At 68.9% G+C, this 15,746-nt stretch carries 20 protein-coding genes; 13 read left to right on the forward strand and 7 right to left on the reverse strand.

Annotated features, from left to right (window positions below; all coding sequences use genetic code 11):
* Positions 1-33: 33 nt before the first annotated feature.
* A complete protein-coding gene (locus GTZ93_RS27345) occupies positions 34-522 on the forward strand; it encodes an FKBP-type peptidyl-prolyl cis-trans isomerase (RefSeq protein ID WP_120581329.1) in 489 nt (162 codons plus the stop codon).
* Here GTZ93_RS27345 and GTZ93_RS27350 read toward each other — a convergent pair.
* The 6 genes from GTZ93_RS27350 to GTZ93_RS27375 all read right to left on the reverse strand — a co-directional run bounded on the left by GTZ93_RS27350 (position 516) and on the right by GTZ93_RS27375 (position 6,506).
* Positions 516-1,790 (reverse strand): DEAD/DEAH box helicase, encoded by a 1,275-nt coding sequence (locus GTZ93_RS27350; RefSeq protein WP_126935261.1) that lies wholly within the window; start codon positions 1,788-1,790, stop codon positions 516-518. The two genes, GTZ93_RS27345 and GTZ93_RS27350, sit on opposite strands and share 7 nt — an antisense overlap.
* A gap of 96 nt (positions 1,791-1,886) precedes the next feature.
* Complete coding sequence (fghA, locus tag GTZ93_RS27355; RefSeq protein ID WP_139924012.1) at positions 1,887-2,741, reverse strand: S-formylglutathione hydrolase; 855 nt, start codon at positions 2,739-2,741, stop codon at positions 1,887-1,889.
* The gene (locus GTZ93_RS27360) at positions 2,738-3,850 is read right to left on the reverse strand and encodes an S-(hydroxymethyl)glutathione dehydrogenase/class III alcohol dehydrogenase (protein WP_139924010.1); all 1,113 of its coding nucleotides are present in this window, start codon (positions 3,848-3,850) and stop codon (positions 2,738-2,740) included. Before GTZ93_RS27360 ends, fghA begins: the two co-directional genes overlap by 4 nt.
* Before the next feature lie 100 nt (positions 3,851-3,950).
* The gene (locus GTZ93_RS27365) at positions 3,951-4,691 is read right to left on the reverse strand and encodes a response regulator (RefSeq protein WP_121752685.1); all 741 of its coding nucleotides are present in this window, start codon (positions 4,689-4,691) and stop codon (positions 3,951-3,953) included.
* 20 nt (positions 4,692-4,711) lie between these two features.
* Entirely contained in the window at positions 4,712-5,995 is a 1,284-nt protein-coding gene (locus GTZ93_RS27370; protein ID WP_120581056.1) for a sensor histidine kinase, read from the reverse strand.
* 91 nt (positions 5,996-6,086) lie between these two features.
* On the reverse strand, positions 6,087-6,506 hold the full coding sequence (locus tag GTZ93_RS27375) for a hypothetical protein (protein ID WP_120581055.1): 420 nt from the start codon (positions 6,504-6,506) through the stop codon (positions 6,087-6,089).
* Between the two features lie 123 nt (positions 6,507-6,629).
* On the opposite strand from GTZ93_RS27375, the gene GTZ93_RS27380 reads away from it, so the two are divergent.
* The 9 genes from GTZ93_RS27380 to GTZ93_RS27420 all read left to right on the forward strand — a co-directional run bounded on the left by GTZ93_RS27380 (position 6,630) and on the right by GTZ93_RS27420 (position 11,689).
* The gene (locus GTZ93_RS27380) at positions 6,630-7,406 is read left to right on the forward strand and encodes a HesA/MoeB/ThiF family protein (RefSeq protein WP_120581054.1); all 777 of its coding nucleotides are present in this window, start codon (positions 6,630-6,632) and stop codon (positions 7,404-7,406) included.
* Positions 7,394-7,633, forward strand: a complete 240-nt coding sequence (locus GTZ93_RS27385) for a sulfurtransferase TusA family protein (RefSeq protein WP_121778645.1) — start codon at positions 7,394-7,396, stop codon at positions 7,631-7,633. The genes GTZ93_RS27380 and GTZ93_RS27385 overlap by 13 nt, the downstream gene beginning before the upstream one ends.
* Positions 7,634-7,637: 4 nt before the next feature.
* Entirely contained in the window at positions 7,638-7,910 is a 273-nt protein-coding gene (locus GTZ93_RS27390; RefSeq protein ID WP_121752683.1) for a ubiquitin-like small modifier protein 1, read from the forward strand.
* Positions 7,911-7,920: 10 nt separating this feature from the next.
* Entirely contained in the window at positions 7,921-8,553 is a 633-nt protein-coding gene (locus GTZ93_RS27395; RefSeq protein ID WP_121778643.1) for a HesA/MoeB/ThiF family protein, read from the forward strand.
* On the forward strand, positions 8,517-9,005 hold the full coding sequence (locus GTZ93_RS27400) for a Mov34/MPN/PAD-1 family protein (RefSeq protein WP_139922404.1): 489 nt from the start codon (positions 8,517-8,519) through the stop codon (positions 9,003-9,005). The genes GTZ93_RS27395 and GTZ93_RS27400 overlap by 37 nt, the downstream gene beginning before the upstream one ends.
* 157 nt (positions 9,006-9,162) lie before the next feature.
* A complete protein-coding gene (cysC, locus tag GTZ93_RS27405) occupies positions 9,163-9,933 on the forward strand; it encodes an adenylyl-sulfate kinase (protein WP_139922401.1) in 771 nt (256 codons plus the stop codon).
* A gap of 89 nt (positions 9,934-10,022) precedes the next feature.
* Positions 10,023-10,925 (forward strand): ATP-dependent sacrificial sulfur transferase LarE, encoded by a 903-nt coding sequence (gene larE, locus GTZ93_RS27410; protein WP_139922399.1) that lies wholly within the window; start codon positions 10,023-10,025, stop codon positions 10,923-10,925.
* Entirely contained in the window at positions 10,922-11,461 is a 540-nt protein-coding gene (locus GTZ93_RS27415; protein WP_257979470.1) for a hypothetical protein, read from the forward strand. The genes larE and GTZ93_RS27415 overlap by 4 nt, the downstream gene beginning before the upstream one ends.
* Positions 11,462-11,524: 63 nt before the next feature.
* Complete coding sequence (locus GTZ93_RS27420; RefSeq protein WP_014396701.1) at positions 11,525-11,689, forward strand: ribbon-helix-helix domain-containing protein; 165 nt, start codon at positions 11,525-11,527, stop codon at positions 11,687-11,689.
* Positions 11,690-11,698: 9 nt separating this feature from the next.
* Here GTZ93_RS27420 and GTZ93_RS27425 read toward each other — a convergent pair whose 3' ends face one another.
* On the reverse strand, positions 11,699-12,559 hold the full coding sequence (locus tag GTZ93_RS27425; protein ID WP_139922397.1) for a tRNA pseudouridine synthase A: 861 nt from the start codon (positions 12,557-12,559) through the stop codon (positions 11,699-11,701).
* Between the two features lie 43 nt (positions 12,560-12,602).
* On the opposite strand from GTZ93_RS27425, the gene GTZ93_RS27430 reads away from it, so the two are divergent.
* From GTZ93_RS27430 to clpX, 3 genes are all read left to right on the forward strand, one after another.
* On the forward strand, positions 12,603-13,520 hold the full coding sequence (locus tag GTZ93_RS27430; protein ID WP_121752681.1) for an AgmX/PglI C-terminal domain-containing protein: 918 nt from the start codon (positions 12,603-12,605) through the stop codon (positions 13,518-13,520).
* A gap of 27 nt (positions 13,521-13,547) precedes the next feature.
* Positions 13,548-14,201: a hypothetical protein gene (locus GTZ93_RS27435; RefSeq protein ID WP_169826248.1), complete on the forward strand. Its 654-nt coding sequence runs from the start codon at positions 13,548-13,550 to the stop codon at positions 14,199-14,201.
* 222 nt (positions 14,202-14,423) lie between these two features.
* Positions 14,424-15,701: an ATP-dependent Clp protease ATP-binding subunit ClpX gene (gene clpX / locus GTZ93_RS27440; RefSeq protein WP_120577682.1), complete on the forward strand. Its 1,278-nt coding sequence runs from the start codon at positions 14,424-14,426 to the stop codon at positions 15,699-15,701.
* Positions 15,702-15,746: the final 45 nt, after the last annotated feature.

Below are 15,746 nucleotides of genomic sequence, written 5' to 3' on the forward strand. Positions count from 1 at the left end.
CCGCGACATGACTGAATGCGCTATGAGGGCCCCATGAAAATCGGCAAGGACAGTGTTGTCGCCATTGACTACAAGCTGCACCTCGGCGACGGGAAGACCGTGGACGAGAGCGAGGCGGGCGAGCCGCTCGTCTACCTGCACGGCTACGAGGAGATCGTCCCCGGCCTGGAGAAGGCGCTGGAGGGCAAGTCCGCGGGCGAGTCGCTGAAGACGGTCGTCTCCGCGGCGGACGGCTACGGCGACTACGATCCGGAAGGCGTCGAGGAGGTCCCCCGGACCGAGTTCCCCGAGGACCTGGAGATCAAGGCCGGCGGCATCCTGAGCGCCACGGATCCGGAGGGCGACGAGGTCGACTTCCTGGTGAAGGAAGTTCGCAAGGACACGGTGCTGGTGGACTTCAACCACCCGTTCGCCGGCAAGGAACTGCACTTCGAGGTCTCCATCAAGGAAGTGCGCGCCGCCACGCCCGAGGAACTCGAGCACGGCCACGCGCACGGCCCCGACGACGACCACGATCACTGACCGGCGGGACCCTTCGGCCGGCCCTTGCCGTGCGTCCGGGCATGCCGCCCGGGCGCCGCGCCTTCGGGCCGCTTGGAGCGTCCATGGTCGGTCTGGGGCGGTCCCGGGTCGCGCTGCTTCGCCGCGAACGCCTCCATCTCCCGCTTGAAGAGGGGGTCCCTGCGCGGCACCTCCGTGCGCGGAAGCTCCTGGCGGATGATGCGCTCGATGTCCTGGAGCGTGCGCCGCTCCACTTCCAGCGCGAACAACGAAGCCCGTCCACTGGCCGCCGCGCGAGCGGTGCGGCCGATGCGGTGCACGTAGTCCTCCGGCCCGTGAGGCACGTCCATGCTGATGACGTGGCCAATGTCATCCACGTCCAGTCCGCGCGCCGCCAGGTCGGTGGCCACGAGGCAGCGGTACTGCCCCCGGCGGAAGCCCTCCAACGCCTGACGCCGCTGCGCCTGCGTGCGGCCCGCGTGCAGGGCGGCGGACTTGTGGCCCGCGGCGGCGAGCAGCTCCTTCATCTTGTCCGCGCGTTGCTGGGTGCGCACGAACACGAGCGCGCTGGCCTGATCCTGTGAGAGCAGCGTGAGGAGCAGGGGCCACTTCTCCTCGGGCTTCACGATGTAGAGGTGCTGCTCGGCGCGAGGCGCGGGCGTACCGCTGGGGGTCACCTCCACGCGCACGGGCTTGTGCAGGGCGCGCTGTCCGAAGCGCGTCACGTCCGCGCCCAGGGTGGCGGAGAACAGCATCGTCTGGCGCTGGCGGGGCAGCGCGTGGAGGATCTGGTTGATCTGCGGCAGGAAGCCCATGTCGAGCATCCGGTCCGCTTCATCCAGCACCAGGGTCTGGATGCGCGACAGGTTCACGGCCTTCACGCCCAGCAGGTCCACGAGCCGGCCCGGTGTGGCAACGATGAGGGTGGGACGTGAATTCAGCGCATCCACCTGCGCGTTCATGTCCTCGCCGCCGACGATGAGGACGGGCATCACGCCCAGGGGCTCACCGAAGAAGCGGGCCTGCTCCTCCACCTGCTGCGCCAGCTCGCGCGTGGGGGTGAGGATGAGGCCCCGGGTGCCCTTCTCGCCCGCGAAGCGCTCAATCATGGGGAGCAGGTAGGCGGCCGTCTTGCCGGTGCCGGTGGCCGCGCAGCCGATGACGTCACGGCCAGATAGCGCGGGCGGGATGGCCTGCGCCTGGATGGGCGTGGGGGTACCGAAGCGGGCACGCTTCACGGCGCCCAGCGTTTCGGGGGACAGGCCCAGGGACTTGAAGGAAGCAGTCATGCCCCACGCCTCCCACGTCCGGGCCGGAGAGGGAAGGGGGATTGAGGGGGAGGGCGCCCCGGGCCATGTAAGCCCAGGGCGCGCCAGGGGCTGTTTTCAGCCCGCGTTCAGCGCCGCGCCGTGGTGGCGCAGGTGGTCTTCCATGAACGTGGAGACGAAGTAGTAGCCGTGGTCGTACCCCTCCTGCATGCGCAGGGTGAGGGGCTGGCCCGCCGCCTCGCAGGCTTCCTTGAGGAAGTGCGGGTGCAGCTGGTCCGGCAGGAACTTGTCCTTCGTCCCCTGGTCCACGAGCAGCGCCGGCACGCGCCGGCCGGCCTTCAAGAGCTCCGTGGCGTCGTACTCGCGCCACGTCTGCTCATCCGGCCCCAGGTATCCGCCAAAGGCCTTCTTGCCCCAGGGGCTGCGGATGGGAGCGCCAATGGGAGCGAACGCGGACACGGACTTGTACCGGCCCGGGTTCCGGAGCGCCGTCACCAGCGCGCCGTGCCCGCCCATCGAGTGCCCGAAGATGCCCTCGCGGTCCATGCGCGCGGGGAAGTGCGCCCCGATGATGCCGGGCAGCTCCTGGGTGATGTACGTGCCCATGCGGTAGCGCGCCTTCCACGGCTCCTGGGTGGCGTCCAGGTAGAAGCCCGCTCCGGTGCCGAAGTCCCAGTCCGCGTCCTCGCCCGGGATGCCCGCGCCGCGAGGACTGGTGTCCGGCGCCACGAGCACCAGCCCCAGCTCCGCCGCCACGCGCTGCGCACCGCCCTTGGTGACGAAGGTCTCCTCCGTGCAGGTGAGGCCCGCCAGGTAGTACAGCACGGGCACCTTGCCGTGCTTCGCCTGGGGCGGGGTGAAGACGCTGAAGCGCATCTCACCGCCGCAGGCCTCGGACGGGTGCTTCCAGAAGGACTGCGTCCCCCCGAAGCACGCGTGCTCACTGACGAGCGTGGGCGTCACGGCGCTCATCCGTACTTCACCACGCTGCGGATGGACTTGCCCTCGTGCATCAGGTCGAAGCCGTGGTTGATCTCCTCCAGCTTCAGCGTGTGCGTGATCAGCGGGTCGACCTGGATCTTCCCGTCCATGTACCAGTCGACGATCTTCGGCACGTCCGTGCGGCCGCGGGCACCGCCGAACGCGCTGCCCTTCCACACGCGGCCGGTGACGAGCTGGAACGGACGGGTGCTGATCTCCTGCCCCGCGCCCGCCACGCCGATGATGATGCTCTCGCCCCAGCCGCGGTGGCAGCACTCTAGGGCCTGGCGCATCGTCTTCACGTTGCCGATGCACTCGAAGCTGTAGTCCGCGCCGCCGCCGGTGAGGTTCACCAGGTACGGGACGAGGTCGCCTTCCACTTCCTTCGGGTTCACGAAGTGCGTCATCCCGAACTTCTCCGCGATCTCCTTGCGAGCGGGGTTCAGGTCCACGCCGACGATCATGTCCGCGCCCACCATGCGCGCGGCCTGCACGACGTTCAGGCCGATGCCGCCCAGGCCGAAGACGACGACCTTCGCGCCGGCCTCCACCTTCGCGGTGTAGACGACGGCGCCCACTCCGGTGGTGACGCCGCAGCCGATGTAGCAGACCTTGTCGAAGGGGGCGTCCTCGCGGATCTTCGCCACCGCGATCTCCGGCAGGACCGTGAAGTTCGCGAACGTGGAGCAGCCCATGTAGTGGTGGATGGCCTGCTTGCCCAGGCGGAAGCGGCTGGTGCCATCCGGCATCAGGCCCTTGCCCTGCGTGGCGCGGATGGCCGTGCACAGGTTCGTCTTCTGGGACAGGCACGACTTACAGCCGCGGCACTCCGGCGTGTAGAGCGGGATGACGTGGTCGCCCTTCTTCACGCTGGTGACGCCCGGGCCCACGTCCACGACGACGCCCGCGCCCTCGTGGCCGAAGATGGCGGGGAACAGACCTTCCGGGTCCGCGCCAGAGCGGGTGAACTCGTCGGTGTGGCACAGGCCGGTGGCCTTCAGCTCGATCAGCACCTCGCCCGCCTTGGGGCCCTCCAGGTGCACGGTTTCGATGCTCAGGGGCTTGCCGGCCTCGAAGGCGACGGCGGCGCGGACGTCCATGGTGGGGCTCCTGTGAGTGGGGAACGAAGACTCCCCACCATAGAGGCCACGCACCGCGTCGTCCGTGAAAAGAAGCGGCCCGACCCATCAGGGCCCGCTTCTAGACGGAGATCAGGCCCTTGCGGATGCCTTCGGTGACGGCCTCCACCCGGTTCGTCACTTCGAGTTTCCGGTAGATGTGCTCCAGGTGCGTGCGGATGGTCGCCTTGGAGAGCGACAGCAGCCGGGCCGCCTCGCTGTTGGACACGCCCTTGGCGATGAGCTGGAGGATCTCCCGCTCGCGGTCCGACAGCGGCTTGAGCAACGGCTCCTGCGCGGATGCCGGAGCCGCGGGCTCCGAGGCGGACGGCGCCACGGCCAGGGGCTCCGTGGGCACGGGCGCGGTGTCCGGCTCCACGCGGAAGTGGCGCAGCAGGCGCCGCGCGAGGTTCGGCTGGATGACCGTGCCGCCCGCGCGCACCTCTTTGATGGCCTCCACGATCTTGTCCACCGTGGCGCCCTTGAGCAGGTAGCCGGACGCGCCTGCCTTCACGGCTTCGAGGACTTTGTCCTCCTCGTCGAAGATGGTGAAGATCAAGATCTCCACCTTCGGGAAGCGCGCCTTCACCTCGCGCGTCACGTCGATGCCGCTCATGCGCGGGAGCCCCAGGTCCAGCAGCAGCACGTCCGGCTGCTCGCGCTCCACCTCCACCAGCGCGGCCTCACCGGACAGCGCGGTGCCCACGATGTCGATGTCCGGGTGGCCCTCGAAGAGGCGCAGCTGGTTCTTCAGAATCTTGGTCTGGTCCTCCACGACGAACACGCGGATGGGGAGGGCGGGGGCATTCGGTGTCGGGTCCACGGGGCGGGCTCCGGTGCGTGTCAGGCGGAAAGGCAGGGAAGGGAGAAGGCCACCTGGGCCCCGGCGCCGGGCGCCGAGTCCACCACGATGGAACCCCCGAGCTTCATCGCCCGCTCACGCATGTTGAGCAGGCCGTAGTGTCCGCGCGGCGTGCGGCCCGGGTCGAAGCCCTTGCCGTTGTCGCGGACCACCAGGTGCACGCCCTCCGCGCTGAAGTCCAGGCGCACCTGGACCTCCTTCGCCTCGGCGTGCTTCGCGGCGTTGGACAGACACTCCTGGAGGATGCGGAACAGCGCCAGCTGCGCGTCCGGGGGCAGCTTGCGCGTCAGGCCTGTTCGCTCGAAGCGGATGTCCTGCCCGGTGCGGTCGCGGAAGGTCTTGATGTAGTCCTCCAGGCCCTGCGCCAGCTCGAAGTCGTCGCGCATCATCCGCAGGTTGCGGCGCAGCTCTTCAATCGACTCCTCCGCGGTGGCCTTCATCTCGCGGATCTCCGTGCGCAGCCCGTCCTCGCGCGCGAGGTTCAGGATGTACTCCGCCTGGATGATCATCGAGGACAGGGACGCGCCCAGGCCGTCATGGATTTCGCGCGCCAGTCGGTTGCGCTCCTCCACCACCGCCAGCTCCTTCAAGTCGCCCTGCAGGGACACCACCTCGCGGTGCGCGGTGGCCTCGCGCTCGTTCAGGTACACGAGCACGTAGACGATGATGAAGTTGAGCCCCAGGTACCAGAGCAGCGTGAGCAGCTCCACCGCCGTCACGGAGCGGTTGAGCAGCAGGTCCAGGCGCGTGGTGATGGGCAGCGCCAGCAGCGGCGGCAGGATGGCCAGCGGCTTGGGGAAGAGGATGGCGAAGAGCGTGGTGAAGAGCAGCTGCGTCGCCAGCAGCGGGCTTTGAAGACCGCCGCCCACTTGCGGCCGGGCGATGAGCACCACGGTGATCAGCAGGTCGCAGCACAGCGACAGGTACGTCACCCACCGGCCCGCCTTCGGGTGGTCGATGACGAGCAGGTTCGCGACGCTGTAGAGGAGCATCGCGAAGTAGCCCAGGAACGAAATGGGCCCGTTGAAGCCGAAGTAGCCGCTCCACGCTGGCACCGCGAGGATGAGCAGGCCCAACGTGAGGAACATCATCCGCGCGTAGAACAGCGCGCGGGCCCGGGCGACGAAGCGGTCCTGCTCCCAGGAGGCAGCCGCCTGCTCCGCGGACACGTTGTCCGTGAGGTTGCGGCGCTCCAGCACGGCGCGGACGCGGGCCTTCAGGTCATGGGCCGGATGGTCGTCGCCGGGTCGGAGGTCGCTGTCCATTCGAGCGGCAGCTTACGGGACCTTCCCGGGGAGCGGAATTCCCGGCAAGCCGCCAGGTCAGCGTCCTGGCGGGTGCGGAAGGGGAAACGCGCTACTTGGGGGCGCCTTCGTCCACGCACGCCTTCTTGGCCTCCGGCTGGCGGGAGAGGACGAAGTCCAGGCGGTCCTTCGTCTCTCCGGTGCGCTCGTCGAACAGGGGCGTGCCGCCCGCGTACATGGTGCCCTTCTGGCTGCCGTACTTGTCCAGGTTGTGGGTCTTGAGCCAGCCGTCCACGCAGGCCTCCAGGGCCAGGCGGTCGCTGGCGCCCGAGTCATAGGTCACGGCGCTCGCGTCCTTCGTGCCAGCCTCGGCGGTGGCCTCCGGGGGAGCGGCCTCGCGGCCCGACTGGAGCTCCTCCTTGACGGTGCCGGTCTGCGTGGCCGCGTCCGGGCTCTCCCCGGTGTTCTTGTGGCAGCCGACAGCCAGGGACAGCAGGGTGGAAAACACGAGCGCGCCGGTCAGGTTTTTCATATGTCCTGGCTGGTGAGGGCCGCTTGTGACGGCGGCGGGTAGTGAAGGCTTCGGGAGCGTCCTGAAGTCAGGACGTGGAGTCGCCGCACCATATTCGTTCGTTCCTCACGGAGCACCAGTCCCATGCACGGTTCGCCGGATACCGACCATCACGCACGCATTCCCCACGCCACCCGCATCGAGCGCGCGCGGGTGCTGGTGGTGGGAGCAGGCGGCCTGGGCTGTCCGGCGTCGCTCGCGCTGGCGCAGGGTGGTGTGGGCCACCTGACGTTGGTGGATCCGGACCGGGTGGACGTGACGAACCTGCCCCGGCAGCTCTGGCACCGCACCCAGGACGTGGGCCGTTTCAAGGCGGAGTCCGCCGCCGCCGGCCTCCTGCGCGCCTTCCCCGGCTTGAGCGTGGAGGCCCTGCCGGAGCGGCTGGACGCGGGCAACGCCGAAGCGCTCTTCCGCGAGCACGACCTGGTGGTGGACGCCACCGACGGCGTCGCCACCAAGTTCTTCCTGTCGGACGTGGCGGTGCTCACCGGCGTGCCGCTCGTATACGGCGGCGTGCTGCGCATGAACGGCCAGGCCCTGCGAATCGACCCCGGCGGCCCCTGCCTGCGCTGCCTCTATGAGGACGTGCCGCCCCCGGACGCGGTGCCCACCTGCGCGCAGGCGGGTGTGCTGGGCGCGATGGCGGGGCTCATCGGCGCGGTGCAGGCGCTGCTCGCGCTGGAGCTGCTGGCGGGCGCGGCCACGGGCCCCCGCGGCCAGGCCACGCTGCACGTGCTCGACGGCGAGACGCTGGAGGGGCGCACCGTGAAGGTGACGCGCGCGCCCGACTGCCCGGGGTGCGCCATCCAGACGCTGCCCCCGTTCCCTTCGTCCCAGGAGGACACCGCATGCCCGACGTGACGGCGACGTTGGACATCACCCGCGAGGTGTGTCCGATGACCTACGTGCGCACCAAGCTGAAGCTGGAGTCGCTGCCCGCGGACACGCTGCTGGAGGTGCTGCTCAAGGGCGACGAGCCCTTGAAGAACGTGCCTCGCAGCGCGAAGGACGAGGGCCACGACGTGGTGTCCCTGGATCCACGCGGGGACGGCACGCACCGGTTGATCATCCGCAAGCGGGGGAAATGAGCCAATGGCCACGATTCGCATTCCGACACCCATGAGGACGCTGACGGGCAACCAGTCCGAGGTCCAGGCCACCGGCTCCACCGTGGGCGACGTGCTGCGCGACCTGGAAGCGCGCTATCCCGGCATGGGCGCGCGCCTCTTCGACGACAAGGGCGCCGTGCGCCGGTACGTGAACGTCTTCCTCAATGACGAGGACGTGCGCGCGCTCAAGGCCCTGGACACGCCCGTGAAGGACGCGGACCGGATCACCCTCATCCCCGCGATGGCGGGGGGCTGAAGGGGCCGTCATGGCGCTGCGCGAGGATCAGATTCTCCGCTACTCCCGGCAGATCCTCCTGAGGGACGTAGGTGGGCGCGGGCAGGAGGCCCTGCTGGCCGGCGGCGCGCGCGTGGACGGGCTGGGCGCTTCCGGCCTCACGGCCACGGCGTACCTGGCGGGCGGCGGTACTCCCGTGACGGGCGTGGGATCGCTGACCATGGGGCCCTGGTCGCCGGGGTTCCTCGCGTCCGCGCATGACGTGGGCCAGCCCGTGGCGGAGGTGCTGGCGCGCGTGGTGCCGGAGGTGAATCCGGACGCGGTGGGCACGCCCGGCGGCGGGCTGCTCGCGGAGCTGCCGGCGGCCTGGAGCGGAGAGGCTCCCTGGGTCGCGCTGGGTGGCGACGGCGCGCGTGGCGCGGTGGTGTTCCGGGGCGCGGACGGGTGCGTCTGGTGCTTCGGTGAAACGGTGCGCCACCTGGGCACGCCACCAGATGGAGCGATGGGCGTGGCCCTGGGCGCCCTGGGCGCGCTCGTCTTCCAGCGGCTGCGGTTGGGACTGGGCCCGTCGCTGGGCGGCCGGTGGTTGAGCGCTCCGGGCTCGATGACGGACCTGGAACTCCGCCGATGCTCGCGCTGCGCCGCGGCGGAAGCGAAGCCCTGATCCAGCACGCCCCGCCGGAAGTCCTCGCCATGATGATCCGCCACCTGGAGGCCGCGTGGCCCCAGGAAGGCTGCGGCGTGATCCTCCGGAGCGGGGCGGGGGAGGGTGACTCCTGGCGGGTCGTCCCGCTGCCCAACACCTCTCCCACGCCGCACGTCGCCTACGCCTTCGCCCCAGAGGTGTGGCTCCAGGTGTGCCTGGACGCGGACGCGCGTCAGGAGGCGGTGGTCTGCGTCTTCCACTCGCACGTGGACGCGCCCGCCGTGTTCTCCTCCGAGGACCGACGCCAGGCTGCTCCCTCGGGAATCCCACTGCTGCCCCAGGTGTCCTACGTCGTGGTTGCCATACGCGGAGGCCGTGCCGCCTCCGCCTCCCGGTCTATTTGGAGCGCGGGCGATTTTCAGACTGTTCCGCTTGCATTGGCGGATTTCAGGTTTGAAAAAACCGTGTAAGGGCGGGAACTTGCCCTGCAACCGACCCCACCTGCGGAAAGGTGGGTCCGAATTGTCAAGTGACTGGGTTTTCGTCTATAAAGCGGTGGTCTATTGGATCTGCCGCGTCCCACGCCGCGTGCAAGAAGCGCTCCGGACGCAGGGAGTTAGAACCCTTATGGCCACCAACAACGGATTCACCCTCTGGCTCACCGGCATGTCCGGAACTGGGAAGACCACGACGGCCGCCTACATCGCGGCCCGGCTCCGCCAGGTCGGACGTAACGTGGAGGTCCTCGACGAGGGCGAACTCCATAACGACCTGTGGGCTGGCATCGGCGACACCAAGGACGAGCGCAACATGATCGTGCGCCGCCTGGGCTTCGTCGCCGGCCTCATGGCCCGCAACGGCGTGGCGGTGCTCGTCCCCTGCGTGAGCCCCTACAAGTCGAGCCGCGAGGAAGTGCGCCGCTCGGTGGGCAAGTACGTGGAGGTCTACGTCGACTGCCCCACGGAGAAGCTCATCGAGCGTGACTCCACCGGCAAGTACAAGAAGGCGCTCAACGGGGAGATCCCCAACTTCATCGGCATCACGGAGCCGTACGAGCCGCCCACCTCACCCGAGGTGACCATCTACTCCGACTCGGAGTCGGTGGAGGACGGTGGGACGAAGATCTTCCAGGCGCTGCTGGACCTGGGCCTGATGTCCACGGACGAGCTGAAGACCATCACCGGCAAGAAGATGAAGGCCAACCCGCTGCCGGCGAGGAAGGCCCGCCGCGACGAAGAGGACCCGCCGGTCCGCGTCGCCGCCGTGAAGGCCGCCAAGCCCGCCAAGGCGGACAAGGGTTCCAAGGGCGCCAAGGCGCGTCCGGCCACCCGCGCCGCCCGCGTGGGCAAGCCGGCCCCGGCCGCGAAGAAGAAGGCCGCCAAGGGCAAGGCCCGGTAGTCCCCACCGCCGTCCTGACTGTCGAAGGGCTCCAGGTTGCCCGCGCGATGCGCGTGCAATCCGGGGCCCTTCCGTTTTAGGAGTCCCCCATGCTGAGCCCCGAGCGGATTGAAGCCCTCTGTGAAGCGTCCCGCCCCAAGCTGGAGGTGATGCGCGACGCCCTGCGCGCCCACGGCAGCGCGCTGGTGGCGTTCTCAGGCGGCGTGGACTCCACCTTCGTCCTCGCGATCGCGGCGGAGGTGCTGGGCGAGCGCGCCCTGGCGCTCACCGCGCTGTCCGCCTCCGTCGCCCCGGAGGAGGAGCGCGAGGCCCGCGAGCTGGCGGACCGCCTGGGCGCCCGGCACGTCGTCGTCTCCAGCAACGAGCTGGCGAACCCCAACTACGCCGCCAACCCCACCAACCGCTGCTACTTCTGCAAGACGGAGCTGTACGACCTCTGCGAGGCGAAGCGCGCGGAGCTGGGGCTGTCCGTGGTGCTGGACGGCTTCAACGCGGACGACTTCAAGGATCACCGCCCCGGCCACAAGGCCGCGAAGGAGCACCGGGTGGTGTCCCCGCTGGCCCAGGCCGGGCTCACCAAGGATGAGATCCGCGCGTGGAGCCGCAAGCTGGGCCTGCCCACCTGGGACAAGCCGCAGATGGCGTGCCTGGCGTCGCGCATCCCCTACGGCACCTCCGTGACGCGCGACCGGCTCCTGCAGATCGCCGCCGCGGAGTCGGAGCTGCGCGCGCTGGACTTCAAGCAGTTCCGGGTGCGCTACCACCAGGACGTGGCGCGCATCGAGCTGGCCGGCGAGGAGTACCCGCGCTTCTTCGAGGCCGGCATCCGCGAGCGGATCAACGGCGCCTTCAAGTCCCTGGGCTTCAAGTTCGTGGCCCTGGATCTGGAGCCCTTCCGCTCCGGCCGCCTCAACGAGGCCGCCGGCATCGCCCCCGCGGCCGGGGCAGGGCAGGGGAAGTCCGAGGGCTTCAAGCTCCCGGTGGTGGGGTGAAGGGTCTCCCCTCGGGTTTCCTGATCGCGCTGGGCCTGGCGCTGGCCACCCCCGCCGCCGCCGTGGAGTACCTGGATGACGGGCCGTACGCGCGCCGGCGCTCGCTGATCCTCACGGTGGGGCCCGGGGCCACGTACTCCGAACGGATCAGCGGGGACTCCGCCGTGTCCGGACTCGCCGGGCACCTGGACCTGGGGGCCGCGATCACCGTGGGCTACGGAGGGGACGAGGTGTTCCTCCTCGCGCGCGGCAGCACCGGCCGCCCGAGGGAGGATCTGGCGCTGATCACCGGGTACCGCAGCGTCTTCGGATCCGAGTCGTGGCGGACCTTCTTCGACCTGGGCGTTTCCGTGCGTCCGATTTCTGGGCCGTGGCTGGGGCCTCGCATAGGGTTCGGCGCCAGACACACCCTCTCGGATCATTTCGCGCTGTACGGCGGGCTCGGCTTCACGTTCGGGTTCGGCTCCGGACTGCGCGCGGACACCGAGCTCTTCACCGGGTTGCAGTGGATCATCCCGGTGGGTTCAGCCTCGTAGGTTGTTTTCTTGAGGTCGTCCGACATTGTGAGAGGGTGTGTGCATCTGTCGGAGGTTGCGCACTTGGACATGAATCCCCGCCTCACCTCGGTCGTGTTTCGTCTCAACCGCGAGAAGTTGGACGCCCTGAAGGAGCTGTCGCGCACCACGCGCATCCGTCAGAGCGAGTACCTCCGGGAGGCCATCTCGGATCTGCTGGCGAAGTACGAAGCGCGCTTCGTGGACTGAAGCGCCACGTCAGCCCGGCGGCGCTCCCGTGAAGGGTGGCGCGTCGGGCAGACCGGGCGGGTGGAGGCGCTCGCCGGGCCCGAAAGGGTCCACCGCGGAAGGATAGCGGACCTCCCACAACACCAGCCCATGCGCCGGGGCCTTGAAGCCGGGCAGGGCGGTTCCCGAATCCAGCGCCGCGTGCCACTGCTCCTCGGACAGGAGCCCCGCGGCCACCTTCAGCGCGCTGCCCACCAGGTACCTCACCTGGTAGCGCGCGAAGCCGTCTCCTTCCAGCCGCGCCTCGAAGAGCCCACCGCCCAGCTCCCGCAGGGTGGCGGACTGAAGCGCGCGCGGCTTCTGGGGACTGGAGCGCTCGTGGAACGCGGTGAAGTCCCGCGTGCCCACGGCGCGGGCGAGCAGTCCCTCCAGCTTCTCCGGAGTCACCCGGTGGCCTGCCTGGAGGGTTTCGTCCGCCGCCACGTCCAGCGCGTACGGCCTCCATGCTTCCGGGGGCGGAGTGCCCAGCGTCAGGTGGTAGCGGTACTCCTTGCTGCTCGCGCTCCACTGCGCGTGAAAGGCGCCCGGCGGCCGCTTCGCGATGCACAGCCCCACGTCCGGGGACAGGTGCGGCGCCAGCCGCGCGGGCAGCGAATCCAGGGGCACGTCCTCATTGAGGCGCAGGCTGATGACCTGCATCCGCGCGTGTACGCCCCGGTCGGTGCGCCCGGACGGCATCACCGTGGCTGGTGAGCCTGCCTGCTCCAAGGCGTTTTCGAGCGCGTCCTGGACCGTGGGACCTTCCACCTGGCGCTGGAAGCCGCGGAAGTTTCCGCCGCGATACCAAGTCCACAGTACGGCGGGAATTCGTCTGAGAGAGGTCCTTGCCACGGCGTTGCGGTGTCGATGGGAGAAACACGATACTCCCGCGCGAATGCTGGCCGCTCAAGAACTCGCGATGGACAGTGATGGGCAGTGGCTTTTCCGACAGGGCGACCTGGTGCTGGGGCCCATCACCGCGTCCCAGGTGGTGGAGAAGCTCTACACGGGGGAGCTGACCCCGGACAGCCAGGTGGCTCCGGCCGGAGAGCGGGAGTTCCGCAACCTCCGGGACACCGCCACCTTCCAGGTGCACATCGCGCGCTTCGAGGCGCAGGGCCGCGTCGCCCAGACGATGCTCGTCGAGCAGGCCCGCAACCAGAAGCGGGTGAAGGTGCTGGCCGGCGTCGCCGCGGGCGTGGCGCTCCTGCTGGGCGTCACCGGCTGGTACCTGGCGCGCAACGCCGCCGTGTATGGCCTGTTCGGCGCGACCGAGGAGGGCGATGGCATCACCATGGACCCGCCCACCATCCGCCTGGCCCAGGCGCGCGGGGATGACGAGGATCTCTTCGCCTATCCGTCCAACGACCCGCGCCGCCCGGATCGCCCCGCGGGGCAGGGCAGCACCCCCGCCAAGCCCGCGGGAAGTGGCGCGGTGGCCAGCGCCGCCGTCGCGGGCAACCGGCCGCCGCCCCGCACGGGCAGCGTCTCCACGGATCCGGACGGCCTGGAGATGGCCCAGCAGTTCGACCAGGGCGCCATCAACCGCGTCGTCGCGGGCAACCAGTCCAAGCTCTTCCGCTGCTTCAAGGAAGAGGCCGAGCGCACGCCCGGTCTGGCCGCGAAGATCCCCATGGAGTTCGTCATCGGGAACGACGGGCGCGTGAACAAGCTGTGGGTGGACAACCCCCAGTTCAAGCAGGGCCCACTCTTCGAGTGCCTCTTCGCCGAGCTGAAGAAGTGGCCCTTCAAGGCCTACGACGGCGAGCGCGCCACCGTGGGGCTTTCGTTCAATATCGGCAAGCGGGGGTAGGGCGACTTTCTTGCCCACCCTCCGGACGTGCCCGATACAACAGGCATGTCCGCCTCTGTCGCCGAAGTCGAAATTGCCAAGAAGGCCATGAGCGTCCCCCCGGGGACGTTCCGCCACACCGTCCTGCTCGCCGCCAAGCGCTTCAAGTCCACCTGGGCGGAGCTGGGCAAGCTGCTCGTCCAGGTCCGGGACGAAGCGAAGTACGAGGAGTGGGGCCACGCCTCCTTCGAGGCCTACTGCCTCAAGGAGCTGCACATCAAGAAGCAGACGGCGCTCAAGCTCACGCGCTCGTTCAGCTTCCTGGCCAAGCACGAGGCCCCGGAAGAGCTCCAGCAGCACGAGTTCCCGGAGAAGGCCCCCGCCTTCGAGGTGGTGGAAGTCCTGGCCGACGCCGAGGAGCGGGGCCAGCTGTCCCCCACGGAATACAAGTCGCTGCGCGACAGCATCTGGAGCCCGGAGAAGTCCCCCACGGAGCTCAAGAAGGAATTCGCCGAGCGCTTCCCCCGGCCCCCGCCCGAGCCGCCCCCGGAGAGCCTCCAGGTACGGAAACTGGCGCAGCTGGCGCGAAAGCTCGCCTCCGAGCTGGCGGGAAGCCGTCGAGTCCCCAACGCTGTCGCCGAGCGGGCGGCCTCCCTGGCGGACGATGTCGAAGAACTCGCGTCGAGCGTGACGGACGCCTGAGTCGCTGTTATCCAAGACCGACCCGTTGACCTGGGCTGAACGCTCGGAAGGATAGGGCGCTTCCACCGGGCTTCCTGCCCGAAGGGGAGGGCCCTATAGTGGGTTCAGGGCCTGTAGGTGGGCTTGAAGCCGTCGAAAGACGTGGGCGGCTTCGCGGGGTGATGGAGTGCGGTGGTCGGTGGAGAAGGTCCCGAACCGGGACCGGCGAACTCGGAGGCGGCAGTGAAGAAGGAGCACCACGTCAACCTGTCCTGCTCGTTCTGCGGAAAGTCGCAGCGCGAGGTCCGGAAGCTCATTGCCGGACCCACGGTCTACATCTGCGACGAGTGCATCAAGCTGTGTAACGACATCATCGCGGACGAGAACGAACGCGAGGAAGGCAAGCCGCAGGTCAGCCTGCCCACGCCGCTGGAGATCAAGGCGTTCCTCGACGACTACGTCATCGGCCAGGACCAGGCGAAGAAGGTCCTCTCGGTCGCGGTGTACAACCACTACAAGCGCATCTATCAGAAGAAGCCGACTGCCCGGCCGCGCCCCGGGGTGAAGGCCCCTGGCGGCGAGGACGTGGAGCTGCAGAAGAGCAACATCCTGCTCATCGGCCCCACGGGCTCTGGCAAGACGCTGCTCGCGCAGTCCCTGGCGCGCTTCCTCAACGTCCCCTTCACCATCGCGGATGCCACCAGCCTCACCGAGGCCGGCTACGTGGGTGAGGACGTCGAGAACATCATCCAGAACCTCCTCCACAACGCCGACTATGACGTGGAGAAGGCCGCGCGCGGCATCGTCTACATCGACGAGATCGACAAGATTGCCCGCAAGGGCGACATGCCCAGCGCCACCCGCGACGTGGGCGGCGAGGGCGTGCAGCAGGCCCTGCTGAAGATCATCGAAGGCACCCGCGCCAACGTCACCCCGCGCGGCGGCAAGAAGTACAACCAGCAGGAGTACGTCCAGGTCGACACGACCAACATCCTCTTCATCTGCGGCGGTGCCTTCCACGGCATCGACGGCGTGATCAAGCGCCGCGTGGGTGAGAAGGGCCTGGGCTTCGGCGCGAAGATCACCCACAAGGAAGAGCGCAGCGTGGGTGAGCTGCTGGCGATGACCGAGCCGGAAGACCTGATGAAGTTCGGAATGATTCCGGAGTTCATCGGCCGTCTGCCGATGATCGCGACGCTCAACGACCTGAAGGAGGATGACCTCGTCACCATCCTCACGATCCCGAAGAACGCCCTGGTGAAGCAGTACCAGAAGATGTTCGAGATCGAGAAGGTGAAGCTCACCTTCACCAAGGAAGCGCTGCGCGCCATTGCTCGCGAGGCGATGCGCCGTCACTCCGGAGCGCGCGGCCTGCGCGCCATCATGGAGGACGCCATGCTGGAGATCATGTACGACGTGCCGTTCCGCGAGGGCGTCAAGGAGTGCAAGATCACCGAGCAGGTGATCACCAAGCACGAGCCTCCGCAGATCGTCATGGAGAAGGAAAAGAAGACCGCCTGAGGTTTCCCCCAGACGGTCGGTGATTCCATCCGGCGCCCCTCGCCT

This window comes from Corallococcus exiguus (assembly GCF_009909105.1).
Taxonomy (GTDB): domain Bacteria; phylum Myxococcota; class Myxococcia; order Myxococcales; family Myxococcaceae; genus Corallococcus; species Corallococcus exiguus.

Bases quoted from the DNA above. Each gene is read 5' to 3' on its own strand.
- GTZ93_RS27390 (WP_121752683.1), top strand. From the start codon at position 7,638: ATGGCCACGATTCGCATTCCGACACCCATGAGGACGCTGACGGGCAAC.
- GTZ93_RS27375 (WP_120581055.1), bottom strand. From the start codon at position 6,506: ATGAAAAACCTGACCGGCGCGCTCGTGTTTTCCACCCTGCTGTCCCTG.
- GTZ93_RS27350 (WP_126935261.1), bottom strand. From the start codon at position 1,790: ATGACTGCTTCCTTCAAGTCCCTGGGCCTGTCCCCCGAAACGCTGGGC.
- GTZ93_RS27430 (WP_121752681.1), top strand. From the start codon at position 12,603: ATGCTGGCCGCTCAAGAACTCGCGATGGACAGTGATGGGCAGTGGCTT.
- GTZ93_RS27395 (WP_121778643.1), top strand. From the start codon at position 7,921: ATGGCGCTGCGCGAGGATCAGATTCTCCGCTACTCCCGGCAGATCCTC.
- GTZ93_RS27400 (WP_139922404.1), top strand. From the start codon at position 8,517: ATGCTCGCGCTGCGCCGCGGCGGAAGCGAAGCCCTGATCCAGCACGCC.
- larE (WP_139922399.1), top strand. From the start codon at position 10,023: ATGCTGAGCCCCGAGCGGATTGAAGCCCTCTGTGAAGCGTCCCGCCCC.
- GTZ93_RS27385 (WP_121778645.1), top strand. From the start codon at position 7,394: ATGCCCGACGTGACGGCGACGTTGGACATCACCCGCGAGGTGTGTCCG.
- GTZ93_RS27380 (WP_120581054.1), top strand. From the start codon at position 6,630: ATGCACGGTTCGCCGGATACCGACCATCACGCACGCATTCCCCACGCC.
- fghA (WP_139924012.1), bottom strand. From the start codon at position 2,741: ATGAGCGCCGTGACGCCCACGCTCGTCAGTGAGCACGCGTGCTTCGGG.
- cysC (WP_139922401.1), top strand. From the start codon at position 9,163: ATGGCCACCAACAACGGATTCACCCTCTGGCTCACCGGCATGTCCGGA.
- GTZ93_RS27360 (WP_139924010.1), bottom strand. From the start codon at position 3,850: ATGGACGTCCGCGCCGCCGTCGCCTTCGAGGCCGGCAAGCCCCTGAGC.
- GTZ93_RS27345 (WP_120581329.1), top strand. From the start codon at position 34: ATGAAAATCGGCAAGGACAGTGTTGTCGCCATTGACTACAAGCTGCAC.
- GTZ93_RS27370 (WP_120581056.1), bottom strand. From the start codon at position 5,995: ATGGACAGCGACCTCCGACCCGGCGACGACCATCCGGCCCATGACCTG.